This window comes from Colwellia sp. MB3u-8 (assembly GCF_014076985.1).
GTDB lineage: Bacteria > Pseudomonadota > Gammaproteobacteria > Enterobacterales > Alteromonadaceae > Cognaticolwellia.
Genome location: NZ_JACGVA010000062.1, coordinates 116,184 through 136,239 on the forward strand (window position 1 = coordinate 116,184; position 20,056 = coordinate 136,239).

At 38.0% G+C, this 20,056-nt stretch carries 14 protein-coding genes; 5 read left to right on the forward strand and 9 right to left on the reverse strand.

The window, feature by feature from the left end; translation table 11 throughout:
* Positions 1-26 precede the first annotated feature (26 nt).
* The gene (locus tag H4J54_RS09525; protein WP_182207989.1) at positions 27-629 is read right to left on the reverse strand and encodes an AhpA/YtjB family protein; all 603 of its coding nucleotides are present in this window, start codon (positions 627-629) and stop codon (positions 27-29) included.
* A 107-nt stretch (positions 630-736) separates the two neighbouring features.
* Here H4J54_RS09525 and serB point away from each other — a divergent pair, with 107 nt between their 5' ends.
* The gene (serB, locus tag H4J54_RS19690; protein ID WP_310650159.1) at positions 737-1,771 is read left to right on the forward strand and encodes a phosphoserine phosphatase SerB; all 1,035 of its coding nucleotides are present in this window, start codon (positions 737-739) and stop codon (positions 1,769-1,771) included.
* Positions 1,772-1,932: 161 nt separating this feature from the next.
* Here serB and H4J54_RS09535 read toward each other — a convergent pair whose 3' ends face one another.
* The gene (locus H4J54_RS09535) at positions 1,933-4,392 is read right to left on the reverse strand and encodes a PilZ domain-containing protein (RefSeq protein ID WP_182190645.1); all 2,460 of its coding nucleotides are present in this window, start codon (positions 4,390-4,392) and stop codon (positions 1,933-1,935) included.
* Positions 4,393-4,759: 367 nt separating this feature from the next.
* Between H4J54_RS09535 and radA the strand changes: the two genes are divergently transcribed.
* On the forward strand, positions 4,760-6,148 hold the full coding sequence (gene radA / locus H4J54_RS09540) for a DNA repair protein RadA (protein ID WP_182135627.1): 1,389 nt from the start codon (positions 4,760-4,762) through the stop codon (positions 6,146-6,148).
* Between the two features lie 292 nt (positions 6,149-6,440).
* Here the strand turns inward: radA and H4J54_RS09545 are convergent, their stop codons facing one another.
* From H4J54_RS09545 to metA, 3 genes are all read right to left on the reverse strand, one after another.
* Positions 6,441-6,860, reverse strand: coding sequence for a BLUF domain-containing protein (locus H4J54_RS09545; RefSeq protein WP_182190646.1), 420 nt, complete (start codon positions 6,858-6,860; stop codon positions 6,441-6,443).
* A 489-nt stretch (positions 6,861-7,349) separates the two neighbouring features.
* Positions 7,350-11,042 carry a methionine synthase gene (metH, locus tag H4J54_RS09550; RefSeq protein ID WP_310650161.1) on the reverse strand — a complete coding sequence of 1,231 codons (3,693 nt, stop codon included), beginning with the start codon at positions 11,040-11,042 and terminating at the stop codon, positions 7,350-7,352.
* A gap of 28 nt (positions 11,043-11,070) precedes the next feature.
* A complete protein-coding gene (gene metA / locus H4J54_RS09555) occupies positions 11,071-12,021 on the reverse strand; it encodes a homoserine O-succinyltransferase (protein WP_182190648.1) in 951 nt (316 codons plus the stop codon).
* A 336-nt stretch (positions 12,022-12,357) separates the two neighbouring features.
* Between metA and H4J54_RS09560 the strand changes: the two genes are divergently transcribed.
* Positions 12,358-13,008, forward strand: a complete 651-nt coding sequence (locus H4J54_RS09560) for a methyltransferase (protein WP_182135623.1) — start codon at positions 12,358-12,360, stop codon at positions 13,006-13,008.
* Positions 13,009-13,085: 77 nt separating this feature from the next.
* Here the strand turns inward: H4J54_RS09560 and H4J54_RS09565 are convergent, their stop codons facing one another.
* From H4J54_RS09565 to H4J54_RS09575, 3 genes are all read right to left on the reverse strand, one after another.
* Positions 13,086-13,679 (reverse strand): HD family hydrolase, encoded by a 594-nt coding sequence (locus H4J54_RS09565; RefSeq protein WP_182190649.1) that lies wholly within the window; start codon positions 13,677-13,679, stop codon positions 13,086-13,088.
* Between the two features lie 180 nt (positions 13,680-13,859).
* Positions 13,860-14,528 carry a YoaK family protein gene (locus H4J54_RS09570; protein WP_182190650.1) on the reverse strand — a complete coding sequence of 223 codons (669 nt, stop codon included), beginning with the start codon at positions 14,526-14,528 and terminating at the stop codon, positions 13,860-13,862.
* Positions 14,529-14,891: 363 nt separating this feature from the next.
* Complete coding sequence (locus H4J54_RS09575; protein WP_259367134.1) at positions 14,892-15,077, reverse strand: hypothetical protein; 186 nt, start codon at positions 15,075-15,077, stop codon at positions 14,892-14,894.
* Between the two features lie 689 nt (positions 15,078-15,766).
* Between H4J54_RS09575 and H4J54_RS09580 the strand changes: the two genes are divergently transcribed.
* Together H4J54_RS09580 and H4J54_RS09585 are read left to right on the forward strand one after the other, a co-directional pair.
* A complete protein-coding gene (locus H4J54_RS09580) occupies positions 15,767-16,411 on the forward strand; it encodes a LysE family translocator (RefSeq protein ID WP_182190651.1) in 645 nt (214 codons plus the stop codon).
* 9 nt (positions 16,412-16,420) lie between these two features.
* Positions 16,421-16,738 (forward strand): DUF962 domain-containing protein, encoded by a 318-nt coding sequence (locus H4J54_RS09585; RefSeq protein WP_182190652.1) that lies wholly within the window; start codon positions 16,421-16,423, stop codon positions 16,736-16,738.
* Positions 16,739-17,095: 357 nt separating this feature from the next.
* Here the strand turns inward: H4J54_RS09585 and H4J54_RS09590 are convergent, their stop codons facing one another.
* Positions 17,096-19,912 (reverse strand): ATP-binding protein, encoded by a 2,817-nt coding sequence (locus H4J54_RS09590; RefSeq protein WP_182190653.1) that lies wholly within the window; start codon positions 19,910-19,912, stop codon positions 17,096-17,098.
* Positions 19,913-20,056 lie beyond the last annotated feature (144 nt).

The window sequence follows — 20,056 nt, forward strand, 5'->3', positions numbered from 1 at the left end:
TAAACAGTGTTAAAAAATGCTTTACGCTAACGGCTAGGTGGTCTGAAACCTTGACGGCTAAAACGATTTAAACCACGAGTTAAGAGAAAGCCGATAACACCTGCCACCATCATCAACAAACGCATAATATCGTATTGATCACGGCTATTGTTAATCAGTTCATCGGCTAATATTGAGCGATAAAGCGAGAGTCGAATATAGCCGTGCAATTTATCTGTGCGCAGTTCCTGCACGAAAGGGATCACATCATCAGTTTGGTTGATTTTTCGCAGACTAAGACCAAAAAGATCATTAATAGACTCTGCTTGCTCTGAGCTGGCGATGTTTTGCCCAGTAATACCATAAATGTGCACACTCTTTACTAACGGCTGCTGTACTAAATTGTCGGTATATTGCTGTAACTGGCTAGGGTTTTGCGCCAAATAAGGCAAGGTGCTTGTTGCTGCTTGTGCTAAATAAAGCTTGCCCATTTTACTGGCATGAGCTTGGATCTGTAATTGCTGACTATCACGACTAGTTACCCAAAAATCCATCAAAAATACCAACAATACAATAGCGAGTGCTAATTGTAATATTTTATTATAAATCGGTGATAATTTAGGGTATAAAGGCTGTTCTATTTGCTTCATCAAACGAATTACTTCCTATAGTTCTATAACTGTATTATAGAACCATATTTCAACTTTTTATACTAGGACAGTTATTTTAAATCGTGTTTTTCATATAAGGCAGTATCGTGACGATCCAAAAAAAATCAGTTTCTTTAGACAGTATTCAGCACTTAAATTTAACACAATGGTTACCGGTTGACGCAAGTTCGAACAATATCGCCATTGCTTTTGAAAAAGCACAACAAGCTTTTGTTTTATTTGATAATAACAACTTATCAACCCCAACAAATTCATCAGAAACCCTAGAGCTTATTGTTTTTGGTGATCTTAAAATTATGACCTTAGTCAATTTACTGAGCGAGTGTGAATTAACGCTGCACTGTCTGCATAAAATTAATCAACGTAATAACGCCACAAGCTACCGATTCGGCGTACAAGTAAAGGATATTAAACAGGCACGAGATCGCCTCGCTAGCTTTAATATTAGTGAACAAATTGAATCGGCGTTATTACTGAATGCGCCAACACTTTCAATACCTGGCTTATTGGTCATGGATATGGACTCAACCACCATAAAAATTGAATGTATCGATGAAATAGCGGCACTGGCGGGTGTTGGTGAAGAAGTAGCAGCAGTGACTGAACTGGCCATGTTAGGAGAGCTAGATTTCAGCCAGAGTTTACATCAACGTGTTGCTAAACTTGAGCATGCACCTGAAAAAATTTTGGCACAAGTCGCCAGTAACATACCCTTAATGGAAGGCTTAGAAACCTTAGTTAGCGAACTGAAAAAACATCACTGGCGCGTTGCTATTGCCTCAGGTGGCTTTACCTATTTTGCCGACCACTTAAAAGAAATGTTATCACTTGACGCTGCTGTGGCTAACGTTTTAGAAATAAAAAATAATCTTTTAACCGGAAAAGTGCTAGGTGAAGTTATTGACGCAAAAGCAAAAGCAGATTGCTTAATAAAGCTAAAAAATGAATTTAATATTGCGCCGACACAAACAGTTGCTATGGGCGATGGTGCCAACGATTTGGTCATGATGGCCGCAGCACACTTAGGTGTTGCCTTTCACGCTAAGCCTTTAGTGCTAGCGCAAGCAGATACTTGTATTACCACCTCAGGCCTAGATTGTTTATTGCATTGGCTTAAGTAGATCTTCAGGTGCTGTTAGTTAGCCCTTAGCTAACTGCGCCAAAATTTTCAGCGTTAATATGTTATGGCCAGTTGATGAATTATCTGCTTATTTTTAATGATTAAAATGAAAAATCTGATCACTTAATTAATCAAATGGGTCTCAGGCTTAGCAATAAAATTTTAAGCGTTGCGCGTTAAACGATAGCGAAAAACCTCTTCTTGGGTGATATCAAAAATTTGTGCAATGCCCAAAACACTCCAAATATTTTGTTCAATTTGTTTACCGCGATGAAGTGCATAAGCACTAATATAACTTAATTCAGGATGAAGGTAGCTCATGTCAGGTTCGCCAACGCGTGATAGCTTTATCATCAGACAGAAAAATTGCCCATTTTTCAGTGCCTGATGAATAAAGCCTTGTTTTAATGCTTCACTGTTTAACTCTGAAGACAATTTTATACTGACCGCTTTGTCTACCGTGTCAACACTAGCCTTAAGCGCAATATAAAGTACATGGCAACTTGGCGAGTCCGTTTGCTGCATTTTTTTTAGCTTAACACTTAAGCTTGGCATTATATCCGCGTGACCCAAAATAGGATATAAATTGTAATATAAATTCCCATCACTTAACTGCTGCATTGCTGACATTAAGTTGCTATGACAGTCTCCACCGGCAATAACCTCTGATTTATAACGACTGCCACTCGTTTGCATAACAAGCGCAGGAACGGTTGAACTTGCACTGTAGATATTACGCAAGGCTCTGGCTAGGTCGGGGCTAAAGGCGTCATATTCGTCAGAGGTTAATTTATCACTGTTTTTATCAATCAAAGCTTTAAAAAACTTACGACCAATATGTTGATGCTGCTGAACAAAAATCCGTAAATTAATAATATTTTCTGCACTATTTACCCGCACAACTTCATAGGGTAAGTCAGTTAAATCAAACGCTGAAGTTATTTTTTGTAGCTTAGGGAAACTTAAGTAAACCATGTCACCCTTGAGCAACATGGTTGTTTTATCGAGTGAAACCTTCAATCCGGAGGGAGAAAAATCAAGAGAAATACCGGTCAAGATAAGCTGATTAATTTCAACATGAACTGGCGTTTTATAAGTAAAACGTAACTCTTGTCGCTTATTTCTATAGTTTATGGCGATGTTATCAACACTGCACTTTTCACTTAAGCTTAAACGTTTATGACCAAATTTTTTCAATTTAACGCTGTTAATACCCTCATAAGACCATGATTGATATGCCTGAATGCTTTCATTTTTTGTCACATCATTTACCACAACAATATAAGGTGTTTTAGCTAATAATGCCTGAATTTCATTAGATATTGGCGCATTTAAATACGCGTTTTTCTGGGTCATACTATTAGATAAAGTAAAGTTTGACTGGCCGCGACTTGGTACTACATCCAACAAAGTGAGTTGGGTAATTAAGAAGTTTTCTTTGGCCGCTGCAAAAGCCAAAAATTGCGTCATAAACTCAGGATCATCGCCAAGCTGTAGTTCATCGGCAGTATAAAAATATGACTTACCTTGGTTTTGATGAATAAAACTAAACACTAATAGCGACTGTCCAGATAGCGCTAACTTTTTAAGTTGAGTGATGCGTTCTGGTGTCATTAAACAAAATAATGTCGAATCATGTTTTTCATCCTGCCAATACTGATAAAGACCTTGGTTATTAGGGCAAGTCAGCGCATACTTTGGCGTTAAACTAGTATTATTTTTTTCAATAAAAACAGGTAGTTCATTAGATTTAGGTAGCACATATTGTTCAAAACTGCGAGCTTGCAACGCACTAATACTATTATCTAAATTGATTTTGTAGCGACGTTTATTCCCTTGAATAAAGCTAAGCATATCTTGTGCAAAACTATCGGGGCCAAACTTGTCTTGATGAGTTCTTTTAACACCCACCAGTTGCATGTTATCTAAAACCGTCAAACTTTTAACTTCATAAGTAAAGTCGTTTTCAGCCATTAGTTGACACTGGTCTTCCAAACCACTGAAGCGTAATCTAATTTCTTGACCAATACCCATAGGCCTTAGGTCATTCACTTTGAACTTACAGCCACTGACACTTAAGTCTAAAGTCGTACATTTAAATGTTGGATCATTACCGATTGTGACGTGAATCGAGATGACAAAATTCATCCGCTCTTCAATGCGATTATGATAAGGACCAAAGCTATAAAATTTTGCTGGATATTGTGATTTTTCAAATATTTTAGTACTGGCTTCTGGCGAGCCTTTACTGACCTGAGCTTTCTCTTTTTGATAAATAACCCGAAAGTTATTTTCGGTATTCATCGTTGCTTCGTAGACACCCAAACTGTAGCCGCCATAACGCGTAAATGCTTCTGTAAAAACCACACTGGCAACATTGTCTAAAAAATGTATCCTTTGTTCGTGTTGAAAAATCTTACACTCACCATCGACATGACCTCGTAAATCAATCAAACGAGTACAAGGTGCAGCAAGACGTTTTAATTCCATTTTTAAGAGAAAACGTTCAGTCTGCGGAAGGCTCTTGGAGACAGCATAAAACTTAGTTTCAAAGTCACTAGTTAAGACTTGGCCACTAAATTCATCAATAATTTTTTTATATTTTGAAAAATCTTTATTCATTTACGCTTCAATATCTTTACAATAAAGCCAACTACGCATCGTATATTAACTTAGTATCCGTACCATGTTATAAAATTAACACCACAACACTATATTCAACGTTGAATAGTAAACAATTTATCTTTAACTGTTTTTATTTTACTGCAATAACTATACCGGTTAACTTGCTATAAAAGCAGTAGAACTAAAAAATTTTGTTTACCATAAACTAAATACTGACATTAGTTCAACTAAAACCCTGAATATAAAGCATAATAATTTTCCTGACAAACAGCATTTAAGTAATTTACCTTGATGTTTTGTCATAATTTTGACTAATTGCATAGCAAGAGGTTAAAAAATTTAAATTTAGACAATAGGCAGCCAAATGGCAAAGTTAGCAAAATTAGAATTCGTTTGTACCGATTGCGGCATGAACTACCCTCGTTGGCAGGGACAATGCCGATGCGGGGCATGGAATACCTTAGCTGAGATGAAAATCCCCGCCAGTCAAAGTAAAAACCCAACAAAAAGTCGTATCTCAACCGGCGGCTATGCCGGTGGTACTGGCGGTGGCTCTAAAAAAATCAATGAAATAGCCTCTACTGAGGCTGAAAAGCAATTAACCGGCATAGGTGAGCTTGACCGAGTATTATGTGGCGGCGTTACCACAGGCTCTGTCAATATCGTATCAGGTGATCCAGGCGCGGGAAAAACGACCTTACTATCCGATTTAGTTGCCCGTATGTCAAAAATAATGCCGTCACTTTATTGTACTGCCGAAGAGTCGCTTTCGCAGTTCAAAAATAGGGTCCAACGTTTGAAGCTTGAGTATAATCCAGACGAATTGTACTTGTTGTCAGAAACCAGTGTTGAAGCCATTATTGAGGAGCTAGAGCAAAAGAAAATCAAATTTGCCGTTATTGACTCCATTCAAGCTGTGGTTACCGACAATGCCAATGGTAGCCCAGGCTCACCATCACAGGTAAAAGGTGCCGCTCAGTTGTTAACGCAATACTGTAAACAAAATAACGTCACCATGTTTCTGATTGCCCATGTCAATAAAAACAATGAAATTGCCGGACCTCAAACCTTAGTGCATATTGTTGACGCCTTACTACATATCGACACTAATGATGGCCAAATACGCACCTTAAGAGCGAATAAAAATCGCTTTGGTGACATTGATACCGTGGGCATTTTTAAAATGTGTGAACGCGGTATGCTCAGTGTTGATAATCCCAGTGAAATATTTTTATCCGGCTCGAGCACTGAATCACCTGGCTCAGCCATTACTTGTATTCGCAAAGGCAATCGAAACTTATTATTAGAAATTCAGTGTCTCACCACAGAAACCGAAGCTGAGTTTCCACAACGCGTTTGTGTTGGCCTCAATATGAACCGTATTAAGATGTTAACCGGAATTTTACGCAAACATACCAAAACCAAAATTTATCATGATACATTTTTCAATATTATCGGCGGTCTAAAAATAGACGAGTCAGAAACCTGTATTGATCTTGCGTTAGTTACAGCATTATTAAGCAGCTTGAATGAATTTGTTATCCCAAGAACCACCTGCATCATGGGTGAGTTGAGCTTAAATGGTGATGTGCGTCCAATTGACAGTGGTGTGCCGCGCGTTAAAGAAGCGGCTCAACATGGCTTTACTGAAATATTTATTCCATTTCGAAATTATCATAAATCGATGGAAGGCTTAGGCGCTAAAATATCGCCAGTAAAAACTATTCATGAGTTAATTGAACTGATTAAATAGCGCCTATGTAACAGACATAGTTAGCGAAATTATTGCACAGTAAATGGCATAAAATAGCATTAGATCAATTGGTACTAATGCGACAAAGTGCACTACATTGTGATAAAAATCATTTTGTTTAACGATAGCTTTAATACGATAGCGACGGTTCAAATTGAAAAATTGAGAGGGATTTTGATTTTGATTTTGATTAAATATTATATTGCTAACGCCTGCTTCAGTTACGGCAAAACTAGAGATTTTGCGGTCAAACTTTAAGCGCTGGTGACTATATGTAGCAGCTAATTCTACTTTAAAGCATGTCTCGTAAGGATAAAAATGTGTTTTTTCCGCGGTTCGGACTCTCTTTAATCATGGCAATAGGAGACATTTTTAGGTTAAATTCCTCATAACCAGCTGAAATTATTTTTATGATATTTTCGTCAACGAGCTTAAATGCCATAGACCATTCACTAAAGGCTCTATCTTTGATATTCCCTTCATAGATCACTTCAATATTTCTATGTCGATTATCCAGAAGAATAGTTTGAAACAGTGCTTTAACTTTATCTTCTTCTCCTTCTAGAATTTGCATGATCTCACGGTCGTGATATAACAGCATTCCGGTTATATCGAGTGCTTGGTTTTTTAATCGCCATTGTTTTAGCATACGCATTAATTCGACCTCTGATAAGCCTGCAGGAGAGATACTGGTATAAAGCAATTCAAACATAGTGAGTTAACCCCATTTTTATCATGATCAGTAGATTGAAACCCTGACAATATTATGCAGACTTCTCACTAATGTCTGATCCATAATATTTATTTACTGCTGAATAATATTTCACAATTTTAAATAATTTGAAAGCGTAAATATAATGTTTATTAAAATATCACAAAACATTATTTACCTATCATGACTATTGATATGATCAAAGCCAAATTGTCTCTTAAAGTAATTAAGCTCCAACACAGGTTCACTTAAGGATGTCTTCGTTATTGTATAACGAAGATTAAGCACACAATAATCTGAATATTACGACCTTATCTGCGCAAAAATAAAGCTGATCACCAATATCAAAAAAGCGCTATAGCTTATGTAGCTATAGCGCTTTTTAGGTTTTATAGCGTTTTTTATAGCCATATCTTTACGGTTATTTCTGCGCTATAAGATAAACAAATAAAAATATCCCCCTCGTCACTTCAAGCTAAAGCTTATCATTTACGAAGGTTCATAATCTAAATTAGCCGACAACCAACGTTCAGCCTGTGGCATAGTCATTTCTTTACGGGCTGCATAACTTTCAACTTGGTCTTGTGCCACTTTTGCCACGGCAAAATATTTAGACTCCGGATGCGCGAAGTACCAACCACTTACTGCGGCACCAGGCCACATAGCAAAACTTGAGGTTAAGTCCATACCAATGTTTTCTTCGACATTAAGTAAGGTCCAAAGCAAGCCTTTTTCTGTGTGCTCTGGACAGGCAGGATAACCTGGCGCAGGCCTAATACCCTGATATCTCTCACGAATTAAACTATCGTTATCCAAGGTTTCATCTGGCGCGTAGCCCCAATATTCTTTGCGAATTTGCTGGTGTAAATATTCAGCGCTGGCTTCAGCTAGTCTATCGGCAACCGCTTTAATTAAAATACTATTATAATCATCGTGATCGGCATTAAAGGCTTTCACTAACGCCTCAACACCAAAACCAGCCGACACGGCAAATGCACCAATGTAGTCATCAACACCTGAGGCTTTATCAGCGACATAATCGGCTAAGCAACGATTATATTGGCCCGTGGGCTTTTTGCTTTGTTGACGTAATTGGTGCAATTTCATTAAGGGTTCAGTACGCGAGTCGTCGGTGTAAAGTTGTAAGTCGTCTTGCTCACGATTCGCTGGAAACAAACCAAATACCGCTTTTGCGGTTAATTTTTTATTATTAATAACATCATCTAACATCGCATTAGCGTCATTAAATAACTTAGTTGCTTCCACGCCGACGACTTCATGCTTAAGAATTAAGGGATACTTACCAGATAACTGCCAAGTCATAAAAAATGGTGTCCAATCGATATAGTGCCTAACAATATTTAAGTCGATATTATCAAGTACAGTAACACCTAATTTATTTGGCACTTTAGGGGTATAGTTATCAAAGTTAATCGGCACCGCATTGGCGCGTGCGTCTTTCAAGGAAATCAAACTTGAACGTGGGCCTTTTTTGTAATGGCGTTCACGCACTTTAACGTATTCAGCGGTTTGGCGCTCAACAAAGGCCGCTCTATGCTCATCAGAAAGTAGTGTACTTACCACAGAAACCGAACGTGAAGCATTAGGCACATAAACCACAGGATGTTGATATTGAGGTTCAATTTTTACGGCGGTATGCGCTTTAGAGGTTGTGGCACCACCGATAAGCAAGGGTAAGTTAAATTCTTGGCGCTTCATTTCTTTAGCAACATGCACCATTTCGTCAAGTGAGGGAGTGATCAACCCTGACAAACCAATAATATCCACCTTTTCAGCACGGGCAACACGTAAAATCTCTTCACATGACACCATCACACCTAAATCGATAATCTCATAATTATTACACTGTAAAACCACGCCAACGATATTTTTACCTATGTCATGAACATCGCCTTTCACCGTTGCCAGTAATATTTTACCGTTAGATCTTACTTCAGTTTTTTCTGCTTCAATAAAAGGGTTTAAATGCGCGACCGCTTGTTTCATTACGCGGGCAGATTTTACCACTTGCGGTAAAAACATTTCGCCAGCTCCAAATAAATCACCGACCACATTCATGCCGTCCATCAACGGCCCTTCGATAACATCTAATGGCCGTTTAGCGACTAATCTAGCCGCTTCAGTGTCCTCAAGAATAAACTCATTAATACCTTTAACAAGCGAATATTCTAAGCGCTTATTCACCTCTAATTCACGCCAGGTTAAATCAGCTTTGCTATTTTGACTACCCGCTTGGCCACGATATTCTTGTGCCACATCGAGTAGGCGTTCAGTAGCGCCATCATCAGAGTTTTGTATCACGTCTTCAACGGCTAGACGCAGGTTGTCGGGGATGTCAGAATAAATCGCTAACTGGCCGGCATTAACTATACCCATGTCCATACCATTTTTTATCGCATGATAAAGAAAAACCGCATGTATCGCTTCGCGCACTGGGTTATTGCCGCGAAATGAGAACGAGACATTAGAGACACCACCAGAAATCATGGCATGGGGTAAGTTTTGCTTAATGTCACCTACCGCTTCAATAAAGTCACGCGCATAATTGTTATGCTCGTCGATGCCAGTAGCCACCGCAAAAACATTAGGATCAAAAATAATATCTTCAGCGGGATAGCCAATTTCATTGACCAAAATATGATAAGCGCGCTGACAAATTTGATACTTACGTTCACGAGTATCAGCTTGGCCTTTTTCATCAAACGCCATAATAATCACCGCAGCACCATAACGGCGCAGCAGTTCAGCTTGTTCACGAAAGTTGTCTTCACCCTCTTTTAAACTGATTGAGTTTACAATGCCCTTACCTTGAATACATTTTAAACCCGCTTCTAAAATACCCCATTTAGAAGAGTCCAACATAATCGGCACTTTGGCGATATCTGGCTCACCCGCAATTAAATTCAGGAATCGAACCATGGCCGCTTGTGAGTCCAACATGCCTTCATCCATGTTGATATCGATAATCTGCGCGCCGTTTTCAACTTGTTGTAAGGCTACTGCGATGGCTTGGTCGTAATTTTCGTCAGTAATTAAGCGTTTAAAAACCGCAGATCCTGTCACATTAGTACGTTCACCTACGTTAACAAACAAGCTATCGTCTTTGATGGTCAGTGCTTCTAAGCCGGATAAACGACAAGCTATTTCTTTCGCTTTAATTTCCCGAGGTGTGATATTCGCTACGGCATCAGCCATGCCTTTAATATGCGCTGGCGTGGTGCCACAACAGCCACCAATAATATTTAAAAAACCCGCATTGGCCCACTCAGCAACATGCTTGTCCATATCTTCAACGGTAAAATCATATTCACCAAAAGCATTAGGCAAACCCGCATTAGGATGAGCAGAAATCGCCACATCTGAAATATGGCTTAATTCCTCCACATATTGGCGTAATTCAACCGGGCCAAGCGCACAGTTTAAACCAAATGAAATCGGTCTAGCGTGACGTAAAGAATTGTAAAACGCTTCGGTGGTTTGCCCTGATAACGTTCGCCCTGAGGCATCGGTAATCGTGCCTGAAATCATCACAGGTAAACGTTCACCACGACTTTCAAATACGGTTTCAACGGCAAATATAGCGGCTTTAGCATTGAGGGTATCAAATATTGTTTCAATTAAAATGATGTCACTGCCGCCGTCAATCAAGGCGTTGGTTGATTCAATGTAAGCGTCTTTGAGCTGATCAAAGGTGACATTACGATACGCTGGATCGTTAACATCAGGGGAAATTGAACAAGTGCGGTTTGTTGGCCCTAACACGCCAGCCACAAAACGGGGTTTATCTGGATTTTTCGCGGTGAATTCATCAGCCACTTCACGTGCTAATTGCGCCGCAGCGAAATTAATATCAGCACTGTACTCCGCCATATCGTAATCAGACATGGCGATAGTGGTGGCGTTAAAAGTATTGGTTTCAAGAATGTCAGCACCGGCAACAAGGTATTCGCGGTGAATAGCTTTAATAACCTCAGGTTGAGTCAGCACCAACATATCGTTGTTACCTTTAACGTCGCTATGCCAATCAGCAAACTGCTCGCCACGATAATCTTGCTCTTCAAATTTATACGCTTGGATCATAGTGCCCATAGCACCATCTAAAATAAGAATGCGCTTTTTTAATTCGGCTTGTAATCGGCCATAAGAAACTGACTGCACCACAGGTGCTTTTGATTGAGTATTTACTTGCTTAGACACGAGATTTCCCTGGATGAATGGCTTTAATATGGTTTGCATCTAATTGATACGGCGTAATTTGATAAACGTAATAATTTAACCAATTGGTAAAAAGTAAACTACCATGGCTGCGCCAGGTGTTTGCTGTGGCTGAATGGGGATCATTTTCAGTAAAATAATGCTCAGGCATTGACGTGGTACGGCCCATTTCAAGATCACGAAAATACTCTTCACTCAAGGTTGTTGCGTCATACTCTGGATGGCCAGTAAGGTAGACTTGCTGCTTATTTTTACTCGCAGATAAATACACCCCTGCCTCAGCTGATTCCGCTAATATTTCTAGATGTTCCAGTGTTTGATAATCCGATTTATCGATATAACCATAGCGAGAATGAGGCACATTAAAACTTTCATCGAAGCCTCGGGTTAACTGCTCTTCTGGTTTCAAACAATGGTGGTGATAGACGCCAGAGAGCTTTTTTTTACGCAAATGTCGCTTCAAACCATAATGATGATAAAGCGCGGCATGTGCTGCCCAACAAGAAAACATGGTTGAAGTCACATTTTTTTCTGCCCAGTCAAACACTTGACAAATTTTGTCCCAAAAGGTTACTTGCTGATAATCCAACAACGCCAGCGGCGCACCGGTAATAATTAAACCGTCATATTGTTTATGCTTTATATCGTCGAACAAGCGATAGAAATTATCTAGATGTGCTTGCGGCGTATTCTTAGATTCATTGGCATGTATGCGGACAAATTCAACATTAATTTGCAATGGTGTATTGGCCAACATGCGCAGAATTTGCACTTCAGTTTCAATTTTATTGGGCATTAGGTTAAGAATAGCTACTTCCATTGGGCGAATTTCTTGATCTGCAGCGCGACGTTCAGACATAACAAAAATATTTTCTTTGTCTAAAATCGTTAAAGCGGGCAATTCATCGGGGATTTTTATGGGCATAGTAATAACCTAATGTCGGGTAATTCGTTATATCTGTGATCGCTATAAAATAACACTGTAAAACAGTATTGCTCTTTACCATTTATATTTACCTACAATGTGACTTGGATTGCTAGCTATGTCAACCTCTAAACGTATAGACGTCTAAACATTTTAATCTGCTTTAGTCGTTTATCGTTTAGTTGCCAAAAAAATTCGCGACAAAAAACCTGTACAAGCTAAATTATAGCGCGCGAAATATATTGTCATTTAAGCTAAACACTGTAATCTTAGCCGACTCGCGCACTTTGCCATTTGTCTTAAGAGACTTGGCTCCGCGCCTACCTAGGCAGCACAATGACAAACCTTCGCTACAGTTATCAAACCATCGAGTTTGGTAATACTGATATCCATCTTTGTACCTTACGTGATAAACAAGAATTTTATGACCCTGAAGACATTGCCCAAAACTTAGGCATTTCATCGGCAACTTGGTCTTTATTTGGTGTTATTTGGCCATCAAGCTTAGTGCTGGCACATTTTATCTCGCAATACCCCGTTGGCACAAAACGGGTATTAGAAGTAGGCTGTGGCATAGCGCTTAGTAGCTTACTATTAAACAAACAAAAAGCGGATATAACCGCAACAGATTACCACCCCGAAGTAGGAAAATTTTTACTGAGAAACACCCTGCTTAATCAAGACGGTCCGATTAACTATGAGCAAACTAATTGGTCAAATAAACAAGATAGCTTAGGACTTTTTGATTTAATCATAGGTAGTGACCTATTATATGAAAATGAACATATTGAATTGCTTGCCAACTTCATCCAAGCCCATGCAAACAAAAGTTGTGAAGTTATTCTTGTTGATCCGGGTCGCGGGCGCAAAACTAAATTAAGTACAAAAATGCTAGATTTTGGTTTTAGCTCTACCCATATTAAACCTGAGCATACCGATTACATTAAACAAGACTTCAAAGGTCATATTCTTAAATTTAAAAGATAGAAGCTTAGCGGCTTGTTGACTTATATATTAACAAGCCACTAAGGCATTGCTATAAATACCTAGAAGTTTTATTACCGCTACGCGTTGCGTAACCAGCCTTTTTCTACGGCAAACTCAATTTGCTCAGCAACATAAGTCCATAATTTTGGGGCTAAACCATCTAAGAGATTGTTACGCGCAATAACTTCAGATCGGCTAACATTATGCTTAGCCCAACTCCCTCCATCATTTTTCATATTTTGCAGTAAAGGTAATACGCGATCCATTGCTTTGGCAAATTTAGCATCGGTTGTTTCTGCCGCTTCAAACTCTAGCCACAAGTTTAGCATTTCTGAGTATTGCTTTTCAGGCAACAAACCAAAAATACGCTTTGCCGCATCAAGCTCTTTGGCTTCTTGCGCATCAAGTTCGGCTTGTGCAGCAAAAGCAAAAGTATCGCCGGCATCAATTTCTACTATGTCATGAATAAGTAACATGCTAGTAACTCGAGCAACATTGACTGGCTCTGCGGCATAAACATGTAAGGTTTGCGCCATCATGGCAATATGCCAGCTATGCTCGGCACTGTTTTCTGGTCTATTCTTATCCGCCTTTACCATCACCTTTCGGTAGACAGCTTTAAGACGGTCTAACTCTAAAATAAAATCTAATTGTTGCTTCAAGTCTTGCATTACCTCTCCTATATGAAAGCTAGCACGATGATTTTATGATCACATGAGTTGATATGGGGGCTTTCATCGATAACTCCACCTTTGCAACAAACACTATCTGGTGAAGCATCAATAAAGCGACCTAATAGACTAGTGATAAATTTACCCTCAACCTTGGCAAGCTGAAAAATGGTAAAAGTGCTAGCCCCTAGCTTTCGCTTTCGCATTATAGATTGAATATATTAAGGCTAATAAAATACAAATACCTGCGGGTACAAATAACGCGTAAAATTTAAATAAAATAAATAAATAAGTACCTAAGCTCCCACCGACAACAAATCCTATAATAATTAACAAAAATAATAATGCCTTTCTATTATCAAATGTATCTCCCCTTAATTTTGCACCCAACATAATACCCAAATCAGTAAAGATACCTGTAACATGAGTTGTTCTGATCACTGCACCACTATAAGTAGTGGCTAATGCATTTTGCAATCCACACGCGGCTGAGGCCAAATAATGGCCATTTAAAGAATCTTTTGTTAAGAAATAAATAGCGCCAAAAAGCAATGCCGCTTCTAGGTAAAGCAAACCACTATAATTGCGGCCTAACTTTAAGGCCCCACCGCGTATAAAGTAGCCCGATATACCCGCCCCTATTAAAAAGCTAAATAGAATAAGCAGCAAATGAAAAGCATCAGTAAATGTCGAGTTTACGACTCCTGTGCCAAGCAGTGTGGCCGTGCCAGATAAGTGCGAAATCGATTGATGTTTAAAGCCTAACAATCCAACCGCATTAATAAGTCCTGCCACTAAAGCAAGTACAAATGCACCGTATTCTACCCATCGGGGTAATTTTGAAATCACTATATTCCTTAAGCTGTTAGCACCTATTTGAGTGTAAAATTAAGCTCAGCTGAAATTAAAACAAGTTAAAATAATTTAAAATAATTAACGATATGAAAGTAGCCGAGTTACTCCACTAGTGACAAGCTGTTCAACATTGATATTGCCTTACATATTTAAAAACTGTCGAGGTATTTTGCTTAATTAACTCGGGTTAATCATCTTGAATAAGCACTTAAATTTCTTTAACAGCAAATAATCAACTTGATATAAATTCATCGATTACATATATCTAACTTAAATATCTCTGACTAAAATAAGGCTCAGTAAGCATAACTAACACCACTTAAGCTGGGCTATTACTCAGCTATTTTAAATATTACTTTATACCGAGTTAAATAAACCCGCTAGCCACTCAAAGGTTAACACTGTGGTAAATACCTTTAAGCCAACCAAGCTTAAAAGCAAAACAATGAGCAAGGTTTTATTTCTCTTACTTTTTATATTACGCCAATACAATAGTTTTGCTTTAATTTCATCCGTAACTTCATTTTTTGTATCTTTCATCATAATACTTCTCAATATAAATAATAACTTAGACTTATTTTATAGCTGATAAAGTCTCAACTGCGCATCAGATTTATTTACTTATTGGCCAAGTACGTGTCACAAATTTTGAGTGTTTTTGGCAATAATATTAAATAATACCTGCACTGTAACATACGTGTTTTTATTAACTCTTTACCCATGGCATAAAATCGAAATATCTAGACAGATTTAGCGACAAAGGCCGTGTTGTGTTGAACTTCAAGCAAGGTAACTTCTGACGATGTATCCGTTTTAATTGCTCTGTTATCGTTAATTATTCTTGTCTCAGATGAAATTAACTTGGCTATACATATTGGGCCCATCACATTAAGCTCGGCTTAGCGGTTGATGGACTTAAGTGGGATCTACAAAAAATTGCTCAACGCTATATTATTACCCGTAAAAGCCATATTGGCTAACATACTCATCGAAGTGACATAGTTAATTTGGCCACCTAGTTAGAGGTATTATTATGCATTTCATAACGGCTAATTGATAAAGAAAATTATTTTTATCAATAACTTATTCTTTTTAAACTAATATTTTCAGCTATATTTTAACCGTGTTAATTTAGTGATGAGTTTTTATCATGTTATCGACATAAGTGTTATTAGTCGCTTTTTAGGCTATTTTACGAGAATATCGTTCAGGTGGCTGTTTAGGGAATACTCATGGATTTAATGCAAGGCTTACTATTAATAACCTCCATACATTTGTTGGCGGCAGCATCACCAGGGCCTGATTTTGTTTTGGTGTCGCAGCAAACTTTGTCTAACGGCAAACAAACAGGCTTTATGGTCAGTATTGGTATTGCATTGGGCTTGTCGGTGCATATTATTTATTCTGCGCTAGGTTTAGCTGCTGTTATCGCTAACTCAGCAACCGCGTTGTGGGCGATAAAAATTATCGGTGGTGGTTATTTAATCTACTTAGGTGTGCAAGGTTTAAGCGCTAAACCGGTTAGTAACCTTGACCCTATTGGCAAAGTCAGCGAGCAAAAGGTGCTGAAAAAACATCCCCATTTAAGCGCGATTGCGAAAGGTTTTTTATGTAATGCCTTAAACCCAAAAGCGCCAATATATTTTGTCGCTTTGTTTACTGTGGTTTTATCACCCAATTTACCGCTATTACACTTGGTTATTTACGGTATATGGATGATGATATTACAGCTGCTGTGGTTTTCTACCGTAGTGGTTTTACTTTCTCGGCCAAGTGTTAATGAAAAATTTCAACGCTTAGGTCATTGGATAGACCGTGTACTTGGTGGTGTTATGATTTTAATCGGCTTAAAAGTATGGGTCAGCAAAATAAATTAGGTGATTTTCATGACAAATACACCCGTTAAACAATATAAAAACTTTAAGTCGTTTTATCCGTTTTATTTAAGCCAACATGAAAATATTATCTGCAGAAGGTTGCATTTTATTGGCTCTAGTTTAATGATAATCACTCTGGCCTATGTCTTGATTAATGCTGCTTGGCCCTTGCTCTGGACCCTACCTTTTCTGGGTTATGGCTTTGCTTGGCTTGGTCATTTTTTCTTTGAGAAGAATAAACCAGCGACCTTCACTTATCCTTGGTATAGCCTGTTAGGTGACTGGGTTATGTATAAAGACATCTTGATGGGTAAACTTAAGTTCTAAGGATTTTTTGCTTGGCTTTAGTTGACTTGGATATAGTTGACTTGGATATAGTTTACTTGGCTTTAGTTTACTTGAATATAGCACAATATTATTCAGCAGGATTGAGCTTGCCATCCAACATACAATTAAAATAGTAGACTTGATAGCACACTCGCAACAACAGCGCTTAAGAGCGATAGCATCACATAACAAATGTTGGCTGACATGCTCGGGTTCTGGTAACAAACTATAGGTGTGATTGAAAAATATTCGCGGTCATTAGCGCTCAAATTGAACATAGGGCCAGACTTAAATATGCCCTTAGAAACACGGTTTAAATAACCTGTTTAAATACTAATAAGCTTGCTTAAATACGCCTTACCATAACACTTGGTCTATTTCATTCAACAATTGTTGGGTGTGATGATTGACCAGCAAACTTTCATTGTTTTGATTGTTTTTAATTGTCATGTCTAGTTGCAGGGCACATTTAGATAGCTCAGCAAAGCCAAACATTTGCGCGGCACCAGCAATGCGATGCGACAGTCTGCCCAGTTGGTCAAAGTCATTATTATTAATGTGTAACACTAAGTCTTGCTGCTCTAATACCAAGTTCGATTTAAATTTTTGTACTAAATCTGACATATCAAGGTTACTGAAAATTTCACTCGCTTTTTCGTACGAAAAACTGCCATCGTAAAACTTTGTAATCGTTGGTATAAAAATATTTCGTTCAATGGGTTTAGATAAATGGCCACTAAAGCCCAAGGATAAATAATGCGTTATTTCATGCGACATGGCGTTTGCCGTTAAGGCAAAAATTGGCCTTTTACAACCCTTTTGCCGCAAAATATTAAACGCCTCAATACCATCCATTTCTGGCATTTGAATATCCATTAAAATCAACTCGGGTTGGTGTTGTTCAAATAAAGCGACCGCTTCTAAACCGTTACGGGCGGTTAACACCTCTAGCCCCAATGACGCTAATAATCGAGCAATAAGTCGTCGATTATCGTTGTGATCTTCAGCCAGTAAAATGGAGCCCTGTAATGGCGCAGCCGCTTCTTCAACAGTGACTTTGGTAGACGATATGCTACTTTCACTGCATTGCTCACTGAAACTGGCTGTACAAGGTAAACTAAAAGCAAAAACACTGCCCTGATTTAGCTCACTTTCAACTTCAATTTTACCGCCCATAATTTTGGCTAACTGGTCTGACAAACAAAGTCCTAAGCCTGTACCACCAAAGCGTCGGCTAATACTGCTATCCCCTTGGGTAAAGCTTTCAAATATACTTTGCAGCTGCGAACTACTCATGCCGATGCCACTGTCGGTAATTTTAAACATTAAGTTATTTTCACTTTGACTAATGTTTAATTCTACATGCCCTTTTGGGGTGAATTTAACCGCATTAGCGCATAAGTTGATCAAAATTTGTTTAACTCGAAAACCATCCATCTCGATTAAAAAAGGCTCGGGCAAATAATGAATAATTTTAAAAGTTAAACCTTTCGAGCTTGCTTGCAAGCTGAACATATTCGCGAGTTCTTGCAAAATATCGTGCAAATTTTGTGTTTGTATTTCAAGTTCAATTTTGTTGGCTTCAATTTTACTTAAATCTAGAATGTTGTTAGTCAGTTCGAGTAAATGTAAGCTATTACCATGAATAATTTTAACTTCTTTACCAATAAACTCCTCTTCAACATCACCACTCATTATCGCTTCCGCTTGACCAATAACTGTGGTTAATGGTGTTCTGATTTCATGACTCATATTCGCTAAAAACTGACTTTTAATATTATTAGCACTTTGCAATTCTTGCATTAAGTATTCGAGTTCTGTGGTTCTTTGTTTTACTTTTGACTCAAGTCCTAGCTTTGAGCGCAGCTCTATTAGTCGACGTGCAATTAAAAAACTAATCAGTAAGCTGGCAACAATCACAATAATAATAATAATACGCGTTTGTGAAGACCGCTCCACTTCGAGCGCTTGTAAACGTTTTTGTTGCTTTAATTGTTCTACTTCTTGTTTTAATTGATCAGAGTTAAATAAGGCTAATTTTGAATTAAGTTCGTTATTATCTAATTCAAATTTTACTTGCAAAAAATCACGTTGACTTTTAACTGCTTTAAAGTTTTTATGCTGCGCGGCATATATCAGTGATTGTAGTGAAAAGTTATATTGTATTTGATTTTTATTGTCCCTCTTTTCAGCCATTTCACTTGAACGCTCAGTATATTGTAATGCCAAGTCATATTTCCCTTGATAAAAATAGGCTTTAGCTAAACTATATAATGCACCTACATAAGCATTGTCGTGTTCTTGCTCAATACTTAAGCGAAGAGCTTCTGTGGCATAAGTTATCGCTTGGTCGATATTATGAAGCTCGTTATGTAGTTCGGCTAAGTGATATAACACAGTGGCAGTATAAAAATCATATTTATTTTTGCGGGAAGAGTTAAGCGACAGTGTCATGTAATACTCAGCTTTTTCATAATCACCAGCATATTTGTAAGCCTTACCTATATCACTATATGCCATAACGATACCTTTTTTATCTGAAATCTTTATCCGACGTTCTATTACTTCATGATACATAGATATCGCTATATCGTAGCGTTTTAGCTCTAAATTAAAATCGGCTATATTAAATTTCACATCAATTTTATCGGTTTCACTACCAAATTTTTGATATATTTTTTCCGCTAGTTGATAGCTCAACAGCGCACTTTCAAACTCACTGGTTTTTGCATGCACTAAGGCAATATTATTATACAAATTTGCTTGGGCAATGGGCTCATCGAAGATAGAATAATAATTAAGTGCTTGTTGATAGGAATGTAAAGCCAAAGCATATTTACCTTCATAGTAGGCATAGACTCCCACTCTTTTATAGGCGTCAGCTTCAAGTTTTTTTAAGTCAAATTCCTTAGCAAGTTGTTGCTCTTTTTGCGCAACGTCAATGGCATGGTCAAGTTGGCCTAATTGATGAAGTATTCTACTTTGACTAGCTAAAACCGAGAGTTTATCTAAGGTTGATAAGGTTTTATCTTTACTGAGCGAGGTAATTAATACTAAGGCTTTTTTTTTGTCGGCCATAACTTCGATTACCGATAGCTGTTGGCCAAAGTTTTTACCTATATATTGACTTTGGTTCTGACTTTGCGCAATAGAACTGGTGAATACATTTGTCAATAAAATTAATAAAGGTAATAACAATATTCGCTTGAAAATTACTTTCGATGACAGCATAAAATACGCGTGTTTTTTACTAACAAGTAAGTTGCTCTTTTTGCTCATTTAGCTTTAGTCTATTATTTCGATTGATAAATATATTAT

Coding starts and splice junctions, on each gene's coding strand:
- H4J54_RS09525 (WP_182207989.1), bottom strand. CDS start 629: ATGAAGCAAATAGAACAGCCTTTATACCCTAAATTATCACCGATTTAT.
- H4J54_RS09535 (WP_182190645.1), bottom strand. CDS start 4,392: ATGAATAAAGATTTTTCAAAATATAAAAAAATTATTGATGAATTTAGT.
- radA (WP_182135627.1), top strand. CDS start 4,760: ATGGCAAAGTTAGCAAAATTAGAATTCGTTTGTACCGATTGCGGCATG.
- H4J54_RS09545 (WP_182190646.1), bottom strand. CDS start 6,860: ATGTTTGAATTGCTTTATACCAGTATCTCTCCTGCAGGCTTATCAGAG.
- metA (WP_182190648.1), bottom strand. CDS start 12,021: ATGCCCATAAAAATCCCCGATGAATTGCCCGCTTTAACGATTTTAGAC.
- H4J54_RS09560 (WP_182135623.1), top strand. CDS start 12,358: ATGACAAACCTTCGCTACAGTTATCAAACCATCGAGTTTGGTAATACT.
- H4J54_RS09565 (WP_182190649.1), bottom strand. CDS start 13,679: ATGCAAGACTTGAAGCAACAATTAGATTTTATTTTAGAGTTAGACCGT.
- H4J54_RS09575 (WP_259367134.1), bottom strand. CDS start 15,077: ATGATGAAAGATACAAAAAATGAAGTTACGGATGAAATTAAAGCAAAA.
- H4J54_RS09580 (WP_182190651.1), top strand. CDS start 15,767: ATGGATTTAATGCAAGGCTTACTATTAATAACCTCCATACATTTGTTG.
- H4J54_RS09585 (WP_182190652.1), top strand. CDS start 16,421: ATGACAAATACACCCGTTAAACAATATAAAAACTTTAAGTCGTTTTAT.